The organism is Pikeienuella piscinae, assembly GCF_011044155.1.
Classification (GTDB): Bacteria; Pseudomonadota; Alphaproteobacteria; order Rhodobacterales; family Rhodobacteraceae; genus Pikeienuella; species Pikeienuella piscinae.
Map to the genome: position 1 here is coordinate 2,144,738 of NZ_CP049056.1, position 23,934 is coordinate 2,168,671.

At 68.3% G+C, this 23,934-nt stretch carries 15 protein-coding genes and 1 tRNA gene; 6 read left to right on the forward strand and 10 right to left on the reverse strand.

The features are described from left to right. Window positions 1-5 precede the first annotated feature (5 nt). Window positions 6-7,454, reverse strand: coding sequence for a type I polyketide synthase (locus G5B40_RS10380; RefSeq protein ID WP_165098229.1), 7,449 nt, complete (start codon window positions 7,452-7,454; stop codon window positions 6-8). 217 nt (window positions 7,455-7,671) lie between these two features. Between G5B40_RS10380 and G5B40_RS10385 the strand changes: the two genes are divergently transcribed. Continuing rightward, the gene (locus G5B40_RS10385; protein WP_246209845.1) at window positions 7,672-9,021 is read left to right on the forward strand and encodes a glycosyltransferase family 2 protein; all 1,350 of its coding nucleotides are present in this window, start codon (window positions 7,672-7,674) and stop codon (window positions 9,019-9,021) included. 28 nt (window positions 9,022-9,049) lie between these two features. On the opposite strand, the gene G5B40_RS10390 is transcribed toward G5B40_RS10385, so the two are convergent. The 3 genes from G5B40_RS10390 to G5B40_RS10400 are packed head-to-tail and all read right to left on the reverse strand — an operon-like array spanning window position 9,050 to window position 11,675. Continuing rightward, a complete protein-coding gene (locus tag G5B40_RS10390) occupies window positions 9,050-9,862 on the reverse strand; it encodes an ABC transporter permease (RefSeq protein ID WP_165098233.1) in 813 nt (270 codons plus the stop codon). After that, window positions 9,855-10,622, reverse strand: a complete 768-nt coding sequence (locus G5B40_RS10395; protein ID WP_165098235.1) for an ABC transporter ATP-binding protein — start codon at window positions 10,620-10,622, stop codon at window positions 9,855-9,857. The genes G5B40_RS10390 and G5B40_RS10395 overlap by 8 nt, the downstream gene beginning before the upstream one ends. Before the next feature lie 33 nt (window positions 10,623-10,655). Further along, a complete protein-coding gene (locus G5B40_RS10400; protein WP_165098237.1) occupies window positions 10,656-11,675 on the reverse strand; it encodes an ABC transporter substrate-binding protein in 1,020 nt (339 codons plus the stop codon). 262 nt (window positions 11,676-11,937) lie between these two features. Between G5B40_RS10400 and G5B40_RS10405 the strand changes: the two genes are divergently transcribed. Further along, window positions 11,938-12,882, forward strand: a complete 945-nt coding sequence (locus G5B40_RS10405) for a collagen-binding domain-containing protein (protein WP_165098239.1) — start codon at window positions 11,938-11,940, stop codon at window positions 12,880-12,882. Here G5B40_RS10405 and pgi read toward each other — a convergent pair. Both pgi and eda read right to left on the reverse strand, forming a co-directional pair. Then, the gene (gene pgi, locus G5B40_RS10410) at window positions 12,879-14,465 is read right to left on the reverse strand and encodes a glucose-6-phosphate isomerase (protein WP_165098241.1); all 1,587 of its coding nucleotides are present in this window, start codon (window positions 14,463-14,465) and stop codon (window positions 12,879-12,881) included. The genes G5B40_RS10405 and pgi overlap by 4 nt on opposite strands. Further along, complete coding sequence (eda, locus tag G5B40_RS10415) at window positions 14,462-15,115, reverse strand: bifunctional 4-hydroxy-2-oxoglutarate aldolase/2-dehydro-3-deoxy-phosphogluconate aldolase (protein ID WP_165098243.1); 654 nt, start codon at window positions 15,113-15,115, stop codon at window positions 14,462-14,464. Before eda ends, pgi begins: the two co-directional genes overlap by 4 nt. Window positions 15,116-15,416: 301 nt before the next feature. On the opposite strand from eda, the gene G5B40_RS10420 reads away from it, so the two are divergent. The 3 genes from G5B40_RS10420 to G5B40_RS10430 are packed head-to-tail and all read left to right on the forward strand — an operon-like array spanning window position 15,417 to window position 19,544. Continuing rightward, entirely contained in the window at window positions 15,417-16,124 is a 708-nt protein-coding gene (locus G5B40_RS10420; protein WP_179961616.1) for a response regulator, read from the forward strand. Between the two features lie 52 nt (window positions 16,125-16,176). Further along, the gene (locus G5B40_RS10425; RefSeq protein ID WP_165098245.1) at window positions 16,177-17,340 is read left to right on the forward strand and encodes an FIST N-terminal domain-containing protein; all 1,164 of its coding nucleotides are present in this window, start codon (window positions 16,177-16,179) and stop codon (window positions 17,338-17,340) included. Between the two features lie 5 nt (window positions 17,341-17,345). Beyond that, window positions 17,346-19,544 carry a PAS-domain containing protein gene (locus G5B40_RS10430; protein ID WP_165098247.1) on the forward strand — a complete coding sequence of 733 codons (2,199 nt, stop codon included), beginning with the start codon at window positions 17,346-17,348 and terminating at the stop codon, window positions 19,542-19,544. A 15-nt stretch (window positions 19,545-19,559) separates the two neighbouring features. Here the strand turns inward: G5B40_RS10430 and G5B40_RS10435 are convergent, their stop codons facing one another. Then, window positions 19,560-20,915, reverse strand: coding sequence for a sensor histidine kinase (locus G5B40_RS10435; RefSeq protein WP_165098249.1), 1,356 nt, complete (start codon window positions 20,913-20,915; stop codon window positions 19,560-19,562). Continuing rightward, the gene (locus G5B40_RS10440; protein ID WP_165098251.1) at window positions 20,912-21,163 is read right to left on the reverse strand and encodes a DUF6324 family protein; all 252 of its coding nucleotides are present in this window, start codon (window positions 21,161-21,163) and stop codon (window positions 20,912-20,914) included. The genes G5B40_RS10435 and G5B40_RS10440 overlap by 4 nt, the downstream gene beginning before the upstream one ends. Before the next feature lie 126 nt (window positions 21,164-21,289). Between G5B40_RS10440 and G5B40_RS10445 the strand changes: the two genes are divergently transcribed. Further along, window positions 21,290-21,366: transfer RNA gene (locus tag G5B40_RS10445), tRNA-His, on the forward strand. 389 nt (window positions 21,367-21,755) lie between these two features. On the opposite strand, the gene G5B40_RS10450 is transcribed toward G5B40_RS10445, so the two are convergent. Continuing rightward, complete coding sequence (locus tag G5B40_RS10450; protein WP_165098253.1) at window positions 21,756-22,556, reverse strand: COG3904 family protein; 801 nt, start codon at window positions 22,554-22,556, stop codon at window positions 21,756-21,758. Between the two features lie 5 nt (window positions 22,557-22,561). Beyond that, on the reverse strand, window positions 22,562-23,860 hold the full coding sequence (locus G5B40_RS10455; protein ID WP_165098255.1) for a hypothetical protein: 1,299 nt from the start codon (window positions 23,858-23,860) through the stop codon (window positions 22,562-22,564). Window positions 23,861-23,934: the final 74 nt, after the last annotated feature.

The following is a 23,934-nucleotide window of genomic DNA, read 5'->3' on the forward strand; positions in this document are numbered from 1 at the left end:
CCCTTTCACTCCGCCTTCATGCCTTCCGCCTTCTTCGCGAGTTTCTCCACCACCTGGCGGTCCTTTTCGTCGATCCGGCCGGAAACGTGCTGCGAGACGACGGCGCTCACCGCCGCGGTCTCCGCCCCCGCCGCGCGCCCTCTCGCTTCGTCAAGCAGTTTCTTGGCCAGATCGGCGAGCCCGACCCCGTCCGAGAGCGACATCAGCGGCAGCGAGGCGCCGATCCGCTCCTCCACGGCCATCTTCAGGTCGACCGCCATGAGGCTGTCGAAGCCCATTTCGGTCAGCGGCCGGCGCGGGTCAAGCTCGCCCGGCGGCTGGCGAAGGATGCGGCCGGTTTCCGCAGCCAGAAATTCGATGATCGCCTTCAGCGCCGAAACATCGTCGAGGCCTTCGATCATCGCCTGGATGTCGAGCGCGCCCTCGGCCCCGCCGGCGGCGTCGCGCGCCGTCTCGACCCGTTCGAACAACGGCGTGGCGAGCAGCGGAAGATCGGCCGCCAGCAATCCCCAACGCACCGGCGCGAAGGTGACGGCGACATCCGGCGCGCCGGCGGCGAGGATCACGTCGAGGCCCTGCAGCGCCTCGGTCGCCGTCAGGAGCGCGCCGCCCATCCGCTTCGCCAGTTGCTCGCGGGTTTTCTCCTCGCGCGCCAGATAGCCGATATCGCCGATCGGCCCCCAGCCAACGGCGAGCCCCGGGCGGCCCGCCGCCCTCCGCGCCGCCATCAGGCTCTCCAGGTAGGCGTTGGCGGCGACATAGGCCGCCTGGCCGGGATTGCCGAACAGCGTGGCGACGGAGGAATAAACGATGAAATGATCCAGCCCCACATCCCGCGTCGCCGCATCGATCAGCGCCGCGCCGGCGATCTTCGGGCGCATCACCGCCTCCAGCCGCTTTGGATCGAGACTCTCGAACAGCGCGTCGTCAAGCACCATGGCGGAATGAATGACGCCCTTCAGCGGCGTGCCTTCGGTCTTGATCTCTGCCATCAACGCCGCGACGGCCTCCGGATCGGCGGCGTCGGCGGCGACGCAGTTGACCGTCGCGCCGGCCTTCCTCATCGCCGCGACCGTGCTTCGCCCCTCTTTGCCCACGACGCCGGAGCGCGAAGCGAGCCAAAGCGTACGCACCCCCTTGCCGACGAGCCAGGCGGCCGTCTCAAGCCCGAAACCGCCGGTTCCGCCGACGATCAGCCATGCCCCTTCGCCAATCGGCCGGGTAGCGACGGGCTCCGCCGCCGGAGCGCTCGGCGGGCGGATCACGATCTTGCCGACATGGCCGGACTTCTGCATCAGCCGGAAGGCGTCGACCGCCTCGTCGGATTCGAACACCTGCGCCGGCGGCGGCGTGAACGCACCCGAGGCGAACCCGTCCGCGAGATCCCGGAACAGCCGATCCGCGAGATCGGGACGAGCGGAAAGGAGTTGATCGGCATCCACCCCGAAATAGGTCAGGTTACGCCGGAACGGGCGCAGGCCGATCGGCGAATTGGCGTAGTAATCGCGTTTTCCAAGCTCGACGAAACGACCGAAAGGCCGGAGACAGCCGAGCGAGCGCTCCATCGCTTCGCCGAAGAGCGAGTTCAGGACCACATCGACGCCCTCGCCGCCAGTCGCCGCCATCACCTGATCGGCGAAAGCGAGCGAGCGGCTGTCAAACACAGCATCGGCGCCGAGCGCCCTCAGCAGGCGACGCTTCGCCGGCGATCCCGCCGTCGCGATGATCCGCGCGCCGATCCGCCGAGCGATCTGTATCGCCGCGAGACCGACGCCGCCGGCCCCGCCATGGATCAGCACGGTCTCGTCGGAGCGGAGATTCGCCAACTCCACCAACCCGTATTGCGCGGTTATGAAAATCGTTGGCACCGCGGCGGCGGTGTCGAAGGACGTGCCCGCCGGCAAGGGCGCCACGGCGCGCGCCGGGATCGTCGCATGGGTGGCGAAGCAGGCCGGGCCGAAAGCGATCACCTCCTCGCCCGCCTTGCGCCCCGAGGCGGCGCCGGCGCGGCAGACGACGCCCGCGCACTCCATCCCGAGCGTGGCCCCGGCGAACCCGTCCTCCAGCGCTTCTTCGGGCAAGAGGCCCTGAGCCCACATGACGTCGCGGAAATTCAGGCCGGCGGCGCGGATCTCTATCTCGACCTCGTCCGGGTCCGGCGCCCGGCGGATGCTCGGCGCCCATTTCAGACTATCGAAGGAGCCTTGCTGGCCAATCTCCAGCACGCGCGCCGCTTCGACGCCGGCGGCGCCGTCCTTCGCGGCGTCGAAAAGACCCGGCACGGCCTCGACGCGCGGCGCGGCGCGGCCGGCGTCGTCCCAGATGATCTCGCGCTCGGCGGACGGCGCGGCCAGTTCGGCCGCCAGAAGCTCCACCAACCGTTCTGTATCCATCGCCGGATCGAAATCCGCGAGGCGGATCTCGGGCTGACCGGGCTCGTTCGCCAGCACTCGACCGAGCCCCCAGAGCGCGGCGTCCGGCGGGCGGCGCGCACCCGCGGCGCCCCCTGCGGCCGGCCGGCCGCCACGGGTGACAAGCCAGAGCCGGGCGGGGCTCTGTGCGGCGAGCCAATCATGCGCGCGCCCGACGCGGGAAGCGGCCCGGCTCAAATCATCGCCGTCATCGGCGAAGAGACCCGGCAGGAACACGCACTCCCATCCCGGCTCCAGCCCTTCCGGCGTGTCGCCGACCGCGGCGATGCGCACTTCGCGGCCGATCGCCGCCATCGCGGCTTCGATCTCGCCGGCGGCGGCGATCTCTTTCGCAGCGCCGTCATGCAGGATGAGGACCGCACCCCGCCGCTCCTCCGTCGTCTCCGCCCCGGAAAGCCGACGCCGGGCGCGGGCGAACAGCGCCACAGCCTCCGCCGTCTCGACCTTCAGCGGCAGCGCCGCGACGTCGACGAGCCGCGCCTCCGCGAGCGCCGCGCACCAGTCTTCGGCCGGCTGGCGTCGTCCGACCGGCGCCTCCGGCGTCAGCGAGCCGGACCACCAATCCCCAGCAACGCCCATCAGCAGGTCGGACATCAGGTCCGGCGCGCGCTCGACGGCGCCGAACAGACCGCCGGAAAGCATCCCGGAGGCGAGCCGCGAAAGCCCGTCGCGGCCAAGCCGGGAAAGACTGTCGCCACAAATCACCACGTCATACCCGGCCGTAGCCGCTTCATCGAAGGGCGCGATGCGCAGTTTCGGCCGGCGCGCCGCGATCTGCGAAAGCGTCTCGACCACGCGCGCATCGGGGTCGGTGACCGTCAGCCTCGTCAATCCCTCCAGCGCCGCCAGCCGGCGGATCGCCCCGACCGGGGTGGCGCCGACGACCAACGCCTCCAGGCGTCTTTCGGCCGACCAGCCCGCGGCGATATCCGTCAGGACAATCTCAACCGCGGACCAGACCGCGCGCGCGCCGGGCGTGATATCGGCGGCCGAAGGCGCCGGCGCCGCGTCGAGCAGCCCCGACTGCAGACGCGCGGGCAGGTCCGCCTCGAATTTCAGCAGCGCCATCAGGTCGCCGCCGCGCGTCGGCGCTTCCTCCGCCAGCGCCTGCGCAAGCTCCTCCACCGTCGGATAGGGACACTCGGCCGCGAGCCGGCCGACGCCCAGCGCCTCGGCGGTGAACGCGCCGTCCTCCTCCAGCGCCAGAAGCGCGCGCGCCAGAAGCGGACGCGCCGAAGGGTCGAGATCGATCGCCGATGCGATATCGATCCGCATGTCGACATCGGCGAAGCGGCGCGCCATGTCCCAGGCCAGCCGCCGACTCAGCGCATCAACGAGCAAGGAGCCGACATCCGGCTCCGGCGCCCGTTCGGCGGCGACCCCGAGGGCCGCGGCCCGCGCCGCAGGATCGGCCCAGCCGGCCGGCACCGCCGCATCCTCGTCCACGACCGCGAGCCGCGCCAGATCCTGCCGCCAGACCCGGCCGATATCGCGCGCGCCCCGATTGAGCACCACGGATTTGAGGCGCAGCCCGGTCACCGCGGCGACCAGCGCGCCGTCTTCGGCCAGAAGGTCGATCTCCGCCTCCGCCCCGCGCGGGCTGAGCTTCGCCAGCCGCACCACGGCGCGGGCGGCGGGCGTCTCCACCGCGTAGAGCCTGATCCGCCCGACCCGGACGGGAAGGAACGCGACCCCGGCGCGCAGCGCCTGGTCGCCGGCCTGCCGCCGGATCAGCGGGAAAATGGCATGCATCGCGCCGTCGAGCACGGTCGGGTCGAGCGCCATTCCGTTGACCGGCGCCGGCGCTTCCGTCAGCCGCGCTTCGGCCGCGACGCCATTGATCCGCGCCGCCTTGATCCGTTGGAAGGCCGGCCCGTAATTCAGTCCGTACCCATCAAGCGACTGGTAGAGTTGGCGACCGTTCAGTTTCGACGCGCCCTTCAGTTCCAGCGCCGCGGGCGCGGGAGCCGAAACCGGCGTCTTTCTGAGGATACCGAATGCGTTCAGTCCCCAGTCCGCGCCAGTCAGCCGGCGCCGGCTTTCGATCCGGATCTGCCCGTCGCTCTGATCGAAACTGACCCGCGTCTCCACCGCCGCGCCGTCATCGAGCACCATTGGTCTAAGAATCTCGAACTCAGAAAGCTCGGCGGCGCCGAACACCTCGCGCCCGGCAGCGAGCGCCATTTCGACATAACCGGCGGCTGGATACACCACCGCGCCGTCAATCATGTGGTCCGCGAGCCAGGGTTGAAGGCCGGTGTCGATCACGTTGCTCCAGACACCCTCGCCCGCCTTCAAGCGCCAGCCGAGAAGCGGATGCACCCCTCCGAACCCGAAAAAGTCGACGCTCTCCGGCCCCGGCGTCATCCGGTACGTCGTCGCGCGCCAGGCGTACCCCGGCAATCCGCCGCGATAGGGGATCGGCGCGCCGAAAAAGCGCGCGTCGTCTATCTTCGCGCCATGCGCCAACGCCCGCGCCGTGATCGAGCGGGCGGTCGGCGCGATGCGCGGATTCTGCTCCAGCGTGGTCACAACCGAGGCGCCCCAGCCGAGCGTCTCCAGCGTATCGGAGACGTAGGACTGCAACACCGGGCGCGGCGCGATCTCGACGAAGACACCGCAGCCGAGCTTGGCCAGCGCGCCCACCGCCTCGCGAAAGCGAACCGGTTGACGAGCGTTACGCCACCAGTATTCGGTGTCGAGCGCGACGCCCGGCGCCTCCCGGCCGCTGGTCGACGAGACGTAGATCGCATCGCCCTCATGCGGCTCGATATCGGAGAGATCGGCGATCAGCTTGGCGCGGATCGGGTCGATCGCCGGGCTGTGATAAGGGTAGTCAATATCGAGGAGTTTCGCCGCAATGCGGCGCTTCCGGGCGAATTTCGCGAACCCTTTCAACGAATCCACCGGTCCGGCGATGGTCGAGGAACGGGGCGAATTGTCACCCGCGACGGTGATGGAGGCGTCGCCGAAATCGGCCAGCGCGGCCTCGACTGCCTCCTCTCCGGCGAGGACGGCGGCCATGCCGCCCATGCCTTTCATGAATTCGAGCGCGGTCGAGCGCGTACGGATAAGATGCACCGCATCCGCGAGGCTGAGAACGCCCGCCGCCCAAGCCGCCGCGACCTCGCCCACCGAATGGCCGGCGACCGCGTCGGGCTTCAGTCCCTCCGCCGCCAGCATTCGGACGACACCGACCTGCACGGCGAAGAGTATCGGCTGCGCGATGCGGCTTTCGGCCAGCAGATCGCCGAGTTCATCCGAAGCCAGAAGCGCGGAAAGGTCGATGTCCGATTTCGCCGAAAAAAGAGCGGAAACCTCGTCAAACCCCGCGCGGAAGGTTTCGTTCTCCTCATAAAGGTCGAGACCCATGCCGGCCCATTGCGAGCCGTTCCCGCCAAAGACAAACGCGGTCTTCTCTCCACGTCCGACACGCTGGCCGGTGACGCAGGCCGCGGGCACCTGCGGCTCGACGCCTTCCTGATGCGCGGTCAACGCCGCATGAATACCGGTCGCGTCGTCACCGAGCGCCACCAGCCGATGCGCCGCGCGCTGACGCCGATGCGCCGCGGCGTTGACCAGGCGGTTCGCTTCGGCGGGCTCGGCCGCGTCGAGCGCCTCGCGCCAGCGCGCCACCATGTCTTCAAGGCTCTCGCGGCTCGCGGCGCTGATCGTCAGCGCGCGGGCGGGCGGCGCCGCCGGCTGGACCGGGATCTCCGCCGCTTCCGGCTGACGAAGGACGACGTGGGCGTTGGCGCCCCCGAACCCGAACGAGTTCACCCCCGCGAGCCAGGGCCGCTCCCGCGCCTCGATCGCCACCGATTCGCCGGCGACTTCGAGGTTGAGATCGTCGAAGGCGATGTTGGGATTCAGTTCGTTGAGATGCAACGAGGCGGGAAACACGCCCTTCTCCAGCGCCATTTGCGCCTTCAGAAGGCCGACAAGCCCCGAAGCGGGCTCCAGATGACCAAAGTTCGTCTTGGCCGAGCCGATGGCGAGCGGGGTCGCCCGGCGCCGGCCGAACACCTCGCCGATCGCATGGGCCTCCATCGGATCGCCGACCGGGGTGCCGGTGCCATGGCATTCGAGAAACGCGAGGTCGTCGGGATCGAACTGCAGCTCGCGCCGGATCTGGCGCAGAAGATCGGCCTGCCGCTCCGCCGAGGGCATCGCCATGCCGACCGTGCGGCCGTCGGAATTGACGCCCGAGCCGACGATCACGCCGCGCACCGGATCGCCTGATGCGGCCGCCGCATCCATGCGGCGAAGAACGAAAACCACCGCCCCTTCGGAGCGCACATACCCGTCCGCGGAAGCGTCGAACGCCTTGCAGCGCCCCTCCGGCGACAGCATCGTCGCGCGCGAGAAGCCGATGAAGGAGAAAGGCGAAAGCAGCGCGTTGACGCCGCCGACGATGGCGGTGTCGATCTCGCCCGATTTCAACGCCTGCACCGCCTGATGCATGGCGTAGAAGGACGAGGAGCAGGCCGTGTCCACCGTGTAGCTCGGCCCCTTCAGGTCGAGCAGATAGGAAATCCGGTTCGAGACGATGGAAAGCGTGTTCCCGGTCATGAACTGCGCGTCTACCGAGGCGGGATCGCCGAGAAAGGTGAATGAATGGTCCGAAGCCGACGCGCCGACATAGACGCCCGTGCGACCCTCGGAGAGGGTCTCGGGCGTCAGCCCGGCATGCTCGACAGCCTCCCAGACCGTCATCAGCAGGAGCCGCTGCTGGGGGTCCATCTGCACCGCTTCGCGCGGCGAAACGCCGAAGAAACCCGGATCGAAGTCCCAGATCCCCTCCACCTGCCCCGCCGCGAAAGTGTATGAGCGGCCAAGCGCAGTCTTGTCGCGGTGATGGAAGCGCGCCTTCGACCAGCGGTCGTCTCCGACTTCGGTTATGACGCAGCGTTTCTGCTCAAGAATGTCCCAGAAATCAGTTGGCGTCGCCGCCTGCGGGAGGCGGCAGGCATAGCCCGAAATCGCGACGTCATACGTCGTCTTATTGGCTTGCGCGTTCATTTTTGCGTCCTAACCCCTCGACACTAAAGTAACAACAGGCCCAGCGCAGCAAACGCCAATCAATAACTGCTGCACTCTGAAATCAAATGTCATGTCTCGCCATGTCGAGTCGCCTGTCCTGACATCGATGGGGCGACGCGTTGAAACCCACGCCTTGCATCCCATCCTCGTTCCACGCCAAGAATCGGTCATATACCGGGAATTCACAAGGGTGAAGATGAACGCGCCGGAGAATGACGCATCGCGGTGTTGCGGCGCGGCGCCAGTTTGCGGCGCCGGGCTGCCCGAAGCCGAGAGAATCTGGCGGCTCGGCCCGGGCGGATCGGCGGCGCCGGCGGGATGGTCCTTCGCGCTCGGTCCTGACGATGCGCTCGCGCCCGGCGCCGGACCGCTGATCGAAGGCGCACCAGACGACGTTGATGTCGTGATCGCGGACGATCTGACCCGGGGAAGAGCCGACGCGCTGCGCCTGAAACCGTGCCATGACCCGCTCCTCCTGGAGCGAATCGATTACGCTGGGCGCGCGGTGTTCTTCCGCGCCAGCGCGCTCGGCGCCGAGGCGCGGTCGGCGCTGGAGGGGGGCGCCGCGCCCTCCGGGCTGATCCGCCCCGATCACCGCGTCGCTCATCTCCCATACCCCGCCGCGATCCTCGCCCCGACAGACGCCGCCCCGGCCCCGCCGCCGCTTCGCAGCGCGCTCGGCCCGGTCGCCGCGATCATCCCGAACCGCGATAGCCCGCGCCTGATCCGCGCCGCGCTTCAAGCCGTTCTGGACGAGACGGAGGAGCCGGCGCCAGTCGCGGTGGTCATCGACAACGGGAGCACGGACCCGGAGACCCTGACGCTCTATGAATCCATTAGAGCCAATCCCCGCATCCGCATCGAGATGAACCCCGCCCCGTTCAATTTCGCCGCCATGGTCAATCGCGGCGCGGCGCTGGCGCGCGCCGAGTTTTCCGAAGTCGCCGCGTTTCTTCTTCTCAACAACGACATTGAAGCTCCCGCTCCGGACTGGCTTCGGCCAATGGCGGAGACGCTGGCGGCGCCCGGTGTCGGCGTGGTCGGCGCGAAACTGCTCTTTGCCGATCGGACAATCCAGCATGCGGGGGTGATCGTCGGTCATGGCGGCGTCGCCGGTCACGACCTGAAGAGCGCGCCCGAAGACGCGCCCGGCCTTTGCGGCCGGATGGCGGCGCCGCATCTGCGCGAGGCGGTGACGGCGGCGGCGATGCTGATCCGGACGGAGGTGTGGGACACGCTCGGCGGCTTCGACGCTTCGGCCTTTCCCGTCGCGTTCAACGATGTCGATTTCTGTCTTCGCGCCGGAGCCGCCGGCTGGCGCGTGGCGCTCGAGCCGCGCGCCGCCCTCATCCACCATGAGGGGGTGTCCCGGCGCCGCCCGTTCTCGCTCACTCGGTTCGTGAAACATCAGCGCGAGCGGACGATGCTCCGGTTCCGCCATCACACCATCGGCCGGATCGACCGGTTCGAGAGCCCGTGGCGCGACCCGGAGCGCCTGACGCCCGTATTCCGGATGCTCAAGAACCTGCCGCCGATGCGCTTCTAGCCGCGTTTCCAGTCGACCCGAACGCCCTCTAGCCGCGCCAACCCAGCAGCCGCCGCTCCGCCAGCCCGACCAGGAACCCGACCGTGAGCCCCATCGCCGACAGGATCAGAACTCCGGCGAATAGCCTGTCGAGATCGTAGAGCGCGCCGGCCTCCAGTATATAGGCCCCGACGCCGTATTCCGCGCCCAGCATCTCCGCCGCGACCAGCAGGATGATGGCGATCGCGAGACTGACGCGCAGACCGGAGAGAATCCCCGGCAGCGCCCCCGGAAACACGATCTTGGCGACGATCGCGCCCCAGGGCATCCCGAAGCTCTGGCCCATGCGGATCAGCGTTCGGTCCACATTGTCCACCGCGCCCCAGGTCGACACCACGGTCGGGGTGAAGGCGCCGAACGCGATCAGCGCGTATTTCGACGGCTCGCCGATCCCGAACCAGATTACGAACAAGGGCAGGAGCGCGATCTTCGGGATCGGGAAAATCGCCGCGATCAGCGGCGCGAGCCCGGCCCGCACCAGCGTGAACAGCCCAATGGCGAAGCCGACAGCGACGCCGGCGCCGACGCCAATCACGGCGCCGACGATAAGCCGGGTGATCGACGGGACGAGGTGCTTGAAGAGGAGCCCGGACTCCCAGAGTTGCGCGAATGTGGCTGCGACGCCGCTGGGACGCGGCAGGGTGAGCGCGGAAATGACGCCGGTCCGGGTTCCCGCCTCCCACACGCCGAGGATCAGCAGAAAGACGACGGGCGCGACCCAGCGCGCCCGCCCCGGCTGAAATCCGCCGCCGCGAAAGGCGACCGGGCGGCGCGCGGACTCTCGCGGCGCGGCTTCAACCATCGACGATCTCCCTGTCGGCCTCCATCGCCTCCTCCCGCATCAGCGTCCAGAGCCGGGCCTGCACCGCCTCCAGCGCGCCGTCGCCCGGGCCGCGGGCGTCCAGAGGCGCGTCGATCTCGACCACTTCGCGCACGCGTCCGGGTCGGCGCGAAAGGACGACGATGCGGTGGCCGAGCCGGACCGCCTCGGCGAGGTTGTGCGTCACGTAGACAGCGGTGAAGGGCTGGCGCGTCCAGAGCGCGACGAGATCGTCCATCAGCAATTCGCGGGTCTGACTGTCCAGCGCGGAAAGCGGTTCGTCCATCAGCATCACCGCCGGGTTCACCGCCAGCGCCCGCGCGATGGCGACGCGCTGCTTCATGCCGCCCGATATCTGCCGCGGCAGCGCCCCGGCGAACTCCGTCAGCCGCGTCCGCTCCAGCACGCCGGCCACGATCCCGGCGCGCCGCGCGCGCGTCATGCCGTGATGCTCCAGCGCCAATTCGACGTTTCCCTCGACCGTCCGCCACGGCAGCAAGGCGAAATCCTGAAAGATGTATGTGAGCGGATTCAGACAATTCTCCGGCGGGGCGCCGATCAGGCTGATCTCTCCGGCTTCGGGTCGCTCCAGCCCGCCGATCAGGCGCAAAAGCGTGGACTTGCCGCAGCCCGACGGACCGACCACGCAAAGGATCTCTCCCGCCGGAATGGCGAGAGAGATGTCGCTCAGCGCTTCGGTCGCGCCGTAGCGATGGCTAACCCGTTCGAGAGCGATCTCCATATCGGCGCCGTCGCTTTGCGGCGGCGATCCAGTTCAGATCGCGGGAACGTAGCTGCTGTCGACCAGCGTCTCCATCGTCACGTCGGCGGAGACCAGAGCCTCCGCCTTGAACCAGGCGAGTTGATCCTCGATCGAGGCGATGTTGAGCGCGGCGCCCTCGTTCATCCGCATCGCGCCATTCACGATCTTCGGCGCCGCCTTCGCGTAATCATCATCCGCGTAAACATATTTGTGGATCAGCTTCGTCATTTCCTCCGCCGCCTCGTCGCCCGCCGTCCTGTCGACCAGCGCAGCGTTGAAATCGGCGGCGCCTTTCGCGAAGGCGGCGATGAAGGCTTCGGTTTTCGCCCGCTCGTTGGCCGCGGTTTCGGCCGAAGTGAAAACCGTCGTCACCTGGTAGTTCGGCAAATAATCCGCGACCCAGCCAATCTGTTTCGCCGCCTCGCCGCCGACCAGCGCCTTGCCGATATGCGGCACGATGGCCCAAGCGTCGATCTGGCCCGATTTCAGCGCCCCGATCACCGCGCCGACCTTCTGGAGCGGCGTCATCTTAAGTTCGCCCGCGAACCCCTCCGCCGCCGCAATCTTCGAGCCCATGTAGTGAAAGGAGGACCCCGCCGTGGTCATCCCGAAACTTTTCCCCCGCAGCCCGGCGGGCGTGGTCAGCCCGTCTTCATGCGCGGCGTTGGAGGCGAGGATCATCTGCCCGTCTATCCCCTTTTCCTCCTGCAGACCGCCGCCGATCACCTTCACCGCGCCCTTGTCCGCCAGGCTGATCAACCCGCCGGAGATCGCGGTGACGCCGAAACCGACATCGCCCGAGGCGATGGCCACCGCCATCGGCTGTGCGGCCTGGAAGAAGCTGAACTCGACGTCGAGTCCGGCCTCCTTGAAATAGCCGCGCTCCAGCGCGACGAAGCTCGGCGCGTGGCTGGTGAAACGGAGCGCGCCGACGACGAGCTTGTCTGCGGCGAGCGCCGGCAAGCCGAAACCGGCGGCGCCGGCGGCGCCGGCAAGCCCCTTGAGGGCGCCGCGGCGGGTGAGCATGGTCATCTTGGGTCTCCCTTGAAGGTCAGGCGTTTTCCGGCCCCGCTCTTAGCAGAGCGCCGACGGCGCGGCAAAGCGCGTTCAAGCGTCCCGCAAGGATTGCGCGCGCCCCACGACACACAGACGAAAGCCTTACATTTACAAAGTTTCATCAATTTTGAGCCTTGATTTCGCCAAGGTTTACCTTTACGTCACCCTTCAGCGCTCAAGGGAGAGCGCGACATTGTTTCAGGTGAATCGGCGCATAGCGCCTTGTGGGGACGTCAGGATGAACAAGATACTCGCCATGTCGGCTTGCGCGGCCGCCATCTCTCTCTCGGGTCACGCGTACGCGGCGGCGGTGAATCCCATCGAACTGCTTCAGGGATTCAACGTGATCACGCTGGGCGACTTCGACAACGGCGTCCACGTTCATGGCCGCACCTTCGTCGGCGGCGATTATACCTCGCCCCAACTCTCCGAGTTGACCAAGGATCCGGTTTCGAACTTCACCTTTGACGGTGGCCCCTCGGGCACGGTCTTCATCGGTGGAAACGTCAGCGGAAGCGGCATCCGCTCCTTTAATGGCGGCGATGTGGTGATCGGCGGAACCGTGGCGCCCGGCGTGAATGTCGAGGCGCAGGGCGGCGGAACCGTGACGCAGGGCGTCGCCGGCATCCCCGTCGCGGAGGTGAGCGACGCTCTCTTCGGTCTTTCTGATTACCTCAAGGAACTCGGCGTCACTCTCGGCGACACGGGCGTGCTCGAAGGCGATTCGAACAATTCCAGGTTCGCCGCCGGCGCGACCGCAGACGCGATCGAGATCTTCAATTTCGATGCGTCGGATTTCACCAACCAGAACACAAACTTCGGCGCAACGACGTCCGTCCCGACGATCGTCAACGTCTCGGGTGAAATCATCAACTTCGCCGGAAAGATCAGCAACGCCACGCCGAACCTGATCTTCAACTTCTACGAGGCGACATCGCTCTCGATCAACCAGACCTTCAGCGCGCATATCATCGCGCCGAAAGCGGAGGTCAGCGTCGCGGCTAATTTCTATGGCATGATCGCGGCGAATTCCCTTTCGCTGCGGAACGGCGAGATTCACCCGATCGCGTTTCCGGACCTGCCCTATGATGACGTGACTGTCGCGCCGCTGCCGGCGCCGGGTCTGCTGCTTCTCGGCGCGCTCGGCCTTCTCGGCTACCGCGCCCGGCGCAAGGCGGCCTAAGCGCCCCTGATGGCCTGCAATAGCCCGGCGGTGGAGCTGTCCAGCTTCTCCGCCGGCGCGCCTTTCAGCATCGGAATCAGTTCGCTCGCCAGCACCTTGCCGAGTTCGACCCCCCATTGGTCGAAACTGTCGATTCCCCAGATCGCCCCCTGAACGAAGACCTTGTGTTCGTAGAGCGCGATCAGCCGACCGAGGCTGTGCGCGTCGAGCCGGCGATGAAGGATCGTCGTAGACGGACGGTCGCCAGGAAAGGTCCGGTGCGCCGCCAGCCGGTCGATTTCCCGCGCGGACTGCCCCGCCCTCGCCATTTCCGCCCGCGCCTCCGCCTCCGTCCGCCCGAAAGCCAGCGCGCGACCCTGCGCCAGGCAATTCGCGAGGAGAAGCGCGTGATGGTCGCCGAGCGCCTCGCGTGGCTCGACGGCGGCGATGAACTCCACGGGGATCACGTCGGCGCCCTGATGCAGAAGCTGGAAAAAGGAATGCTGGGCGTTGGTTCCCGGTTCGCCCCAGATCACCGGCCCGGTCGCCCGGCCGACCGGCTCGCCTGCCAGCGTCACGCGCTTGCCGTTCGATTCCATGTCGAGTTGCTGAACATAGGCCGGGAACCGCTCCAGCCGCTGATCGTAGGGGATGAGCGCGACGGTGGGCCAGCCCATGCAGCTCCGCCTGAAGAGCCCGACCAACCCCAGAAGCAGGGGCAGATTGCGCTCCGCCGGCGCGGTCAGGAAATGCCGGTCCATCGCCGCCGCGCCCTTGAGGAAAGACCGGAACCCCTCCGCCCCGATGGCGATGGCCAGCGGCAGGCCGATCGCCGACCAGATCGAATAGCGTCCGCCGACCCAGTCCCAGAAGCCGAAGACGCGGCGCTCATCGACGCCAAACTCCGCGGTCCCTTCCAAATTGGTGGAGACCGCCGCCAGATGCGCCCCATGCTCGACCCCGCTGGCGGCGAGCCATTCGCGCATCGAGCGCGCGTTGGTCATCGTCTCCTGCGTCGTGAAGGTCTTGGAGGCGATCACCGCCATCGTCGTCTTCGGGTCGAGCCAGGCCAGCACGTCGGTCAGGTGCGCGCCATCGACATTGGAGACGAAATGCATACGCGGCCCGTCATGATCCGGCCGGAGCGCCCTGACGGCCATGACCGGGCCGAGGTCGGAGCCGCCGATGCCGATATTGACGACATCGGTAAACCGCCCGCCCGCCGCCGGCGCAAAGCGGCCGGCGCGCACGTCCTCCGCGAAGGTCAGGAATCGCTCCCGCACCTCGTTCACCTCGGCCGGGGCGTCGTCGACGGAGCCGCGGAGCGCCATGTGCCAGACGGCGCGGCCCTCGGTCTCGTTGATCGGCTCACCCCGAACCATCGCATCCCGCCGCGCCGCGACGCCGCGCGCTTTGGCCAGCGCCAGCAGCGCCCGAAGCGCGCCCGCGTCGATCTTCTCCTTCGAGAAATCGATCAGCAAGTCGTCGAGCCGGAAGGATAACCGCTCGAACCGTTTCTCATCGGCTTCGAAGAGCGCGCGCAGCGAAGTCGCCTTCAGCCGCGCGGCGTCGGCGTCGAGCGCCGCCCATGCCGCTTCACTCATCGCCGCGTCCCGAGCGCCGCCGCCTCGCGCGCCAGCGCCGTGATCCCGTCCCAGTCGGCGGCCGCGACCAACTTCGCCGGGGCGACCCACGAGCCGCCGGCGCAAAGCACGTTCGGTAAAGAGAGATATTCCGCCGCGTTGGCGACGCTGACGCCGCCCGTCGGGCAGAAGGAGACCGCCGAGAGGGGCGACGCGAGCGCCTTCAGCGCCGCCACGCCGCCGGACGCTTCGGCCGGAAAGAACTTCATGAGATCGTAGCCGCGCTCCAGCAGCCGCATCGCCTCGGTCGCAGTCGCCGCGCCGGGCAACAACGGCAGGCCCTCGGCCTCTGCGGCGTCGAGAATCGCATCCGTCGAGCCGGGTGAGACGCCGAAACGCGCGCCCGCCGCCTTCGCCGCTCTCACATCGGCGGGACTCATCAGCGTGCCGGCGCCGACGACGCCGCCGGCCACCCCCGCCATCGCCCGGATCGCATCCAGCGCAGCCGGGGTTCTAAGCGTCACCTCCAGCGCCGGCAACCCGCCAGCGACCAGCGCGGCGGCCAACCCCTCCGCGCGCGCCGCATCCTCGATCACCAGAACCGGAACGATCGGCGCGAGCGCCGCGATCTCGCGCGTTCGCGCGCAGGCTTCTTTCGCCGTCATCGCCATTCTTGTTCCCTCGAGTCGCCAGTACCGCCGGCCGCGTCCGCGCGCCCGGTTCGGGAACCGTCCAGCGCGCCGGCCGCCGCGTCAACCCTGCACGCGCCCCCGCGGCGCCCGCTCCGATCACTCCCACGCCGTGCGGCGTATCGGCGCCGCGACGCGCGCGACCGGTTTCGACCTACATCTTTGGTCGCGGGGCGGGCGGCGGCGCCTTGCGACGGCGTCGGCCTTCATGGTGAAATAACGCAGTTTTTGCGTTCTATCCGATAATGGCTCCAACCGGAGCCGCAGGAAAGGCGGAATCTCCATGCGGGCGCAAGGGACCGAAGGGAAACCGAACGCGATGAAATCGGCGCTGATCGTGGACGATCATCCGCTTTTTTGCGAAGCGCTTTCGATGACGTTGAAAGCCTGCGTCGGTGTCACCGATATCCGCACAGCGGCGAGCCTCGCGACTGCGCTCGACATCCTCCGCGCGGGACCGGCGCCCGATGTCGTGCTCCTCGATCTCAACCTTCCCGATGTCGATGGTCTCGACGGGTTGATCTGGCTGAAGAGGGCGGCGCCGGTCACGCCGGTTCTGGTCGTCTCTTCGATGGCGGAGGACAAGATCGTCTCTCTGACGATCCGCGCCGGGGCGTCGGGTTTCGTGCCCAAGCACAGTCAGGTCGACCGATTTCGCACCGCGTTCGACGCCGTTGCGAGGGGCGAGGTCTACGTCCCCGACGACTACGCCGCCGCGGCTAGGATCGACGGCGCGAACGAACCCGGCGTCGACACGGTCGAACGCCTTTCGCAACTGACGCTGCAACAGGCGCGGATACTGGAGTTGGTCTGCGAGGGCCGGCTCAACAAGCAGATCGCGCATGAACTCTCCATCGCCGAGACGACCGTGAAGGCGCACATGACTGCGATTCTCAGAAAACTCGGCGTTCAGAGCCGAACCCAGGCTGTGCTGATCGCCAGTCGGGCGAATTTCTCGGAGCTGTTGCGCCAGAATGGCTCCGGCGCCTAATGTCTCCGACAAGATCGGGGTGGTCGCATAGCCCCGAAACCGGGGGTGAGAGATGGACGGAACCCGCGCGCCGGCTAGCGGGGCGGCGGCAGCGGCGGTTCGGAAGGCGCATGCGCGCTCGGCCGATCCGGACGCCGCGGTCGCGGCTATCCGCGCCGGCCTCGGCGTCGGACAATTCGCGCTGATCGCGCTCTTCGTGTCGCACGAGGGCGATTTCGCGCGCATTTCGGCAGGTGTTCGCGCGGCCTGTCCCGAGGCTGCGCTGATCGGATGCACCACGGCGGGCGAGATCTCCCCGGCTGGTTACGCCAGCGGCGAGGTTGTGGCGCTCGGCTTCCCCGCCAGCGCGTTCGCCGCGGAGTTGCTGACAATCGACGACGTGAATTCGATCGACCAACAGGCCGTCGGAATGAGCGCGATACGCGCGCGCGCGGCGCTGGCCGACGCTCGGCCCGACTGGCGGCGCGATTGCGCCTTCCTGCTGGTCGACGGGCTTTCGATGAAGGAGGAAGACGTCGCCGCCGCTCTTTCCACCGCCCTCGGCCCGACGCCGCTTTTCGGCGGTTCGGCAGGCGACGGTCTCGCCTTTCGCGAGACCCGCGTGATGGCGAACGGAGACGTCCGGTGCAACGCAGCCGTCGTGGCGCTGATCCGTACGCGCTGCCCGATCCATACGTTCCGGCTCGACCATCACCGCCCGACCGTGATCCGCATGGTGGTGACCGCCGCCGACCCCGCGCGCCGCCTGGTGCGAGAGATCAACGCCGAGCCGGCGGCGCGCGAATACGCGCGCATACTCGGGCAGGACCCCGAACAGCTTTCCCCGTTCATCTTCGCGGCGAACCCCGTCCTGGTCCGGATCGGCGGCCAGCACCATGTCCGGGCGATCCGCGAAGTCGCGCCGAACGGCGATCTCGTCTTCTTCTCGGCGATCGACGAGGGGCTGGTGCTGACGCTGGCGGACCCGGACGACATCGCGCTTCATCTCGAACGCGAGATGAAGGCGCTCGCGGAGCCGGCCGCGCCGAGCCTCGTCCTTGCCTGCGACTGCCTCTTGCGCCGGGTCGAGGCGGAACAGAAGCAGGCGACCGCTGCGGTCTCGCGCTTACTGGCCGCACACAACGTGATCGGCTTCAACACCTATGGCGAACAGTTCAACGGCGCGCATGTGAACCAGACGATGACCGGCCTCGCGATCTATCCGCCAGAGGACTGAAAACGGTGACGCCGACGCTGCTCAACCCCGAGGACGACGCCGAGCGGAACGTCGCCAAGCTGCTGAAGATCAGCGAGGCGCTGATGCGCCGGGTCGAGCAGACGACCGACGAGTCCGGCGCCGGCTATGCGCATTTCCAGCGCGCGGTGATGCTGGAGGAGGAGATCCGCCAGCGCACCCGCGATCTGGAGAAAACGCTGGAGCTTCTGAACGATTCGAACGCCCGCCTCGCCGCCGCGAACGAAGCCGAACAGCGCGCCCGCGCCAACCTCGGCAACGCGCTGGAGGCGGTGGAGGAAGGGTTCGCGCTGTTCGGCCCGGACGGCCGGATGGTGATGTTCAATTCGCGCTTCTGCCGGGGGCTGCCGGATGTGCGGGGCCGGCTTTCGGTCGGCATGCGTTTCGACGAGTATATCGACCTCGTCAGCCGGACAGCCGCGCTAGATCCGACTCAGGAAGGGCTCGCGCTCACCTGGGCGGACCGTCTGCGGCGGTTGCACGAAAGCGAACACGAGATATTCAATGTGCCGCTCAAGCGCGGGGTGTGGCTCCAGGTCAGTGAGCACCTCACGTCGGACGGCGGCGTGGCGATCCTGCAGACCGATATAACCGACATGATCCGGCAGGAACGGGCGGAGCGCACCAAGCTCCTCGACGACCAGGCGCGGATGAGTCGCGCAACGCTCGACCATATCAATCAGGGCGTCTGCATCTTCGACGGCGAAGGGCGGCTCGCCGACTGGAACCGGCGGCTCGGCGCGCTCCTGACGCCGCCGATCAAGCTGGTGAGGCGCGGCGCGCCGTTCGACGCCCTGTGCGACCACATCGTCCGCGGCGCAGTCTTCACCGACGGGATGTCGGCCGAAGGCATACGCGCCTGGGTCGCCGAATCCGCCCCGCGCGCGCCGGTCAAGTTCGACATGGAGCGCGCCGATGGCGTAATTCTGAGCGTCTTCGCGACAGAGATGCCGGATCATGGCTTCGTGATATCCTTCACCGACGTCACCTCGGAGCGCCGGGCGGTCGAAGCGCTCTCCACCGCGAACGAATCGCTTGAGATGAGGGTCCGGGAGCGGACGCTGGACCTTGAGCAGGCGGTCAGCGTCGCCGAGAGCGCGAACGCGACAAAATCGCGCTTCGTCGCCGCCGCGAGCCACGATCTCCTGCAACCGCTCTCCGCGGCGAAGCTTTTCATCTCCTCCCTGGAATCGATGGACCTCGACACGCGGACGAATGAAATCGTGCGACGGGCGGAAAATGCGCTTGGCAGCGTCGAGAGCATTCTCGGCGCGCTTCTCGACATCTCGCGACTCGATTCCGGAAACGCCGACCTGAAGCGCGAACCGATCGCGCTGCGCCCGATGCTTGAGCGCCTGCACGAGGAGTTCGCGCCCGCCGCCCGCGCGAAAGGGTTGGCGCTCCGCCTCGCTCCGACATGCGCGGTCGTCGAAAGCGACCAGTCCTACCTCAGGCGCATCCTTCAGAACCTGATCTCGAACGCGATCCGCTACACCGGGACCGGCGGGGTGCTGATCGGTGTCAGGCGCGCGGGAAATGACGAAGCGCGTATCGGGATATGGGACACGGGGCCCGGCGTGCCGGAGGACCGGCGCGCCGATATCTTCAAGGAGTTTCATCGACTAGACGCTCATGGCAACGCGACCGAAGGGATGGGGCTCGGCCTCACCATCGTCGAGCGGGCCTGCGCGCAGCTCGGGCATCGGCTTCAGCTCCGCTCCACCGTCGGGCGCGGCTCCTGCTTCTCGGTCACGGCGCGACGGGCGACGGCCGCCGCGACCGCCCGCGCGGCCGTCGCAAAGCGCGGCGCGAACGCGATCGGCGACGATCTTCTGGTGCTGATCGTCGAGGATGACGAGGAAGTCGCCGCGGCTTTGGCCATGCAGCTTGAAGCCTGGGGGATCTCGGCGTTCGAAGCGAGGAGCGGCGCGCTGGCGCTACGGTTGCTGGAAGAGACGGGCGTCTCGCCCGACATCGTGCTGGCGGATTACGCGCTCGAGAACGGCGAGACCGGCCCCGAGGCGATCGCCGCCATCAGGGCGCAGCACGGCCCGATCCCCGCCGGGATCGTAACGGCGAGCCAGGCGCCCGCCGTGCGCTCGGAGTGTTTTCGCCTGGGATTGCGGATGATCCCGAAGCCGATCAGCGAAACCCGGCTCTTCAGTTTCATCGCCGAGGCTTCATAGGGAGCAAGGCGATGTTCAGCCGGCCCGAAACACCAACCGCGCGGCGAACCCCTCGCCGGGCGCGGTCCTGATCTGCAGCCGCGCCCCGATCGCAGCGGCGAGCGCCTTCGCATTGGAAAGCCCGAGCCCGCCCGTGCGTCCGCCCGCACCGGCTTCGCGTCCATAGGGCCGGAGCGCGGCGGCGAGCGCTTCCGCGCTCATTCCCGGCCCGTCATCAGCGACTTCAATCGCATTCGCGCCGCGATCGAGACTCACCCGCACCGCGCCGCCCGGACGGCGACCATGCTCCAGCGCGTTGGAGACGAGATTGCCGAGAATGCGTTGGAGCGACGCCGCGTCGCATTCTGGCTCCACATGCGAATCCCCCTCGACGCTCAAAGTCACGCCCGCCGCCGCCGCTTCAGGCGCGTGGAGCCGGGCGATCTCTTCCGCCAGGGCGCGCAGATCGACCGGCCCGCACCCTGACCCGCGCAGCGCGGCCGGGTCCGTTCCGGGCGCGCCAAGCGCGACGATCTCCTCCACCAGCGCCAGCATCCGCCGGCTCGCGGTGCGGATATCATCCAGATAGCCTGCGCGCCGTTCGGCGCTCATCTCGTCGCCCGCCATCGCGATGAATTCGGCGAAGCCCTCGATCGCGGTCAGCGGTGAGCGCAGATCATGCGCCAGCTTCGCGATATCGGACGCCGTGGAAGTCGCCTCCGCGCGCGTCGGCGCCGGACGGTCGGAAAGATCCTGAAACTCGGCGATCACCGCCAGCGCGCCGGTCGACGGATCGCTCATCCGGCGCAGGGACACCCGGTGTCGGGACGGCCCGCCGGCGCCCATCGTCTCCGACTTGCGGCTATACGCGCCGCCGCTCAGCGTCGCCGCCAGCGCGTTTCGTCCCTCCGCCGGGTCGACATAGCGTTCGACGAACCCGCCCGGCCCGGCGGCGAAGCCGCGCCGGTCGGCCTCGTTCCGCGCCAGAAGCGCGCCAGTTTCTGAAAAGATGGCCAGCGGCTGGGGCGCGGCGTCGAACCCGGCCCGCATCAGCGCCAGCAGCCGGTCATCCGGCGGTTCGACTTCGGATAGCGCGACGCGCAGCCGCAACCGCCCGTCCGCGCCCCGCTCCAGCGTCGTGGCGGCCCGCGCCCAGACCGGCGCGCCGCGAGGATTGAGCGCAAGCCGCCCGGCCCCGTCGCCGCCTTCGCCGATCTCCGCGATCCGCGCCGCCAGCGCCCGCGCCGTTTCGTCGCCCGGCGCGAAGACCCGTTCGGTAAGGTCGATCAGGCTCTCTTCACCCCAGAACGCCAGCCCATCGGAATTCGCCCAGACCAGCCGCAGCCGCTCCGGATCCCAGATGAATTCCGGCTGCGCGCCGGCGGCGTTCATTTCCCGGCTTTGCCGCCGCCCCCGCCACCCGATTTTCCGCGCGACCTGCCCGCCGCCTTGCCGCTAGCCTGTCGGCGCGCCTGAGCTGCGGACGCCCGCAATTCCTCGGCGATCTCCTCGGCTTCCTCGGGTTCGAAATCCATCGGGATCTCATGCCCGCCGCTTTCGACATAGATCCGCACCATGCCGAGCGTGGTCGGGCCGATCTGCAGGTTCGCGTCCGCAGCGGATTCCTTGTCGATGCCCATGCTTCGCCCTCCCTGACCCTTGATGGCTCAGGCGTAGGGCGGCTGGCAAGCGCAGAGCGCCCCGATCTTGCAAAATACCGTCGCCAATTGTAGACGAAGCCGGTTCCGGGCGCGCGCCCGGTCAGCGCCGACGTAGCTCAGTTGGTTAGAGCACTAGATTGTGGATCTAGGGGTCCCCCGTTCGAGCCGGGGCGTCGGTACCATACGCCAGGGGAGGAGCGAGAGCTTCCTCCCCCGACGCGCGGGCGCGCCATCGCGAAAAGGCGTCGCCATCGTTCCTGAACACGGGCTCCCCTGAACCGCCAGCGCAAGCCGCGAGCGCCGCCAACGCGACGAGCGAAGGGGAGAGAAGCGCGATCAAAGTGGCCGGGCCGTCCCCAGCTTCAACATCCCCGATCAGCCGGAAGAGGCCGCAAATCAACAGCCCCGTGGACGAGACCGCAAACGCTAGAACGGCGGCGAGCCGCGCCCTTCTCAGAGCCTGGCCATCGTCGATTTTCGGACCACTCGCCGCCATCGCCCGTTCCCGCCGCCGGATTGGTGCGGTCAGTCAAGGCGGACCGGGTTAAGAAACCGCTAACAATCGCCAACTTCAGGGCGTCATTTCCGTCGCGAGGCCGTAGCCAAGCAGTTCCTCCTCGACGAGGAGATAGATATCTTCGGGCGGCGTCTTCAACCCGTGCGCCAGCATCACCGGATCGATCCCCATCTCCTCGAGATAGAGCAGCGTGTCCCCCTGACCGGCCTGAATCGCCTCGACCGCCATGAACGCCGGCAGGATCGCGGACTGATCGTAGTAGTGCTGATGCAGCCCGACCCAGGCCGAACCGGAGACCAGCCGCCTGACGCCGCCGGCCAGAATGTAGGGGCAGGCCGAAACGCAGGCCGCGTCGGGGGTGAGCATCGTCGCGAAACCCGCCTCGCGGATCGCCCGGCCCAGCTTGAGCGCCTCGGCGACCGAGCCCCCGGGGCTGTGGAGCGCGATGAAGTCCGGCGGCGCCTCCAGCCCTTCGACGAAGGTGAGAAAGCGGCCCGCCGCCCTCGCGTCGATCTGGCCGGCGGCGAGCAGGACGACGCCGCGCGCGGCCGTCTCCCGGATCGAGAACGCCATCCGCGTCGGCAGCGTCTCCGGAATGACGATCGGAGCGTCGCGCCGCCGCTCGCGGTCCGGTTGCGCCGGAACGGTGGCCGGTGAGTATGGGCGACGCTGATCGCCGGGGCTGACCGGCGCGGTCGGCACTGTCCGAACCTCGTCGCGGCCGCGAAACTCGATCACGCGCCAGATATCCTCGGAAAAGACCGCCAGCGCCACAAGAACCTGCGCCGCCAGCGCGCCGATCAGCACCGCGCGGATCGAAGGCAAACGGTCGCGAAGAGCGCTGTCGCCGGTCATGCTCGCTATTCCGCCGCGCTCGCCGGTCCGCGCGCGCGGGGGCTTCGCAAACCCATCGGTGCGACCGCCGCCTCATCGGTCGATCCGGTCGAAATTTCGATATCCTGCACGGCGCGCAGCGCGGCGCGAAGATCGGCGAGGGTGAGCGTGTCCTCGACGCCCGCGCCGTCCCGCCCGCGTCGGATCGCGGCCTGCGTGATGGCCAGGATGAAAACCAGAACGCCCGGCAGGAGATCGATGGCGATGGCGCCGGCCCAGGAGGGAATGAAATTGCCGGCGTAGCGGATCACCGCGTCGGCGCCGGTGATCGGTGTGTAGGTCGTCTCCACTGGCGGCGGCGTCGCCAGCACCGATTCGGCCGCATCCTTCAGCGTCCGCGCCCGGCTGTCCAACGCTTCGAGGACCGAGCCGATCGTCGCCTCCTGATCGCTCCTGATCCGCGCGTTGCGCCCATCGAGTTCAGGCAGAACTACGGAGGCGCGCAGGTCCTCGGCCGCGCGCGCGACAAGCTGCGCGACCTGCAATTGCCGCATCGTGGTGATGACCCCGGCGAGGCGGACCGATTCCTCAGAAAAAGTCACGGAGCGCTGCTTGACCGATCCCTGCTCGACGATCAGCGTGCGCATCCGGCTCAGGATTTCATTGCCTTCCTCGAAGGCGCGGCGGATCGGCTCGTCTTGCTCGGCGATTTGCCGCTCCAGCGCCCCCAGTTCGGCCGCCTTCTGATTGAGCAGGCGAAACACCGCGCCCCGCCCCGCCGTGCCGGAAAGATTGCCGCTCTGCTCCTGCTCGGACAGGTCCTCGAAGCTCTGGCGCACCCGCGCGACATCGCGCGCGAGGCCCTGCGCGCTCACCGCGATCTCGTTCGCCCGCTCCAGACTGGACTGGTAATCCTGCACCGTCCGCGCCAGATGCCGCTCGACCGCGGCGCCGCCGGCGAGCGCGGCGGCGTTCAGCCAGCTCGACATCGCGATGATCGCGGCGGAGCCGACCAGCATCGCCACGGTGAGGCCGATGAAGCTCGACGCGCTCCGCATCGCCGGCATGAGTCTGAGCATGTAGCTCCAGAAGACGAAGATGCCGACCGAAACCGCGATGGAATAGGCGACCGCCGCGAAGAAGGTCATCGCGCCCGAACCGTTCAAGAGCGACGAGACCCCGAGATAGGTGTAGATGCCCGAAGCGATCGCCAGCACGCCGAGCGCCGCCGGGGTGAAGCTGTCGAGCCAGAGGAGATGGGCCTCCAGCTCGCGCGCCGATCTGAGGCCCTTCATATCATTGCGGGAGCGATCTGCGCTGTCCATGTGCTTTCCTCGCTGTTGCCCCCCAATGGCCACATGATCGCGGGGCGGAGTCAATCGCGGAGCGTCGAGGGGGG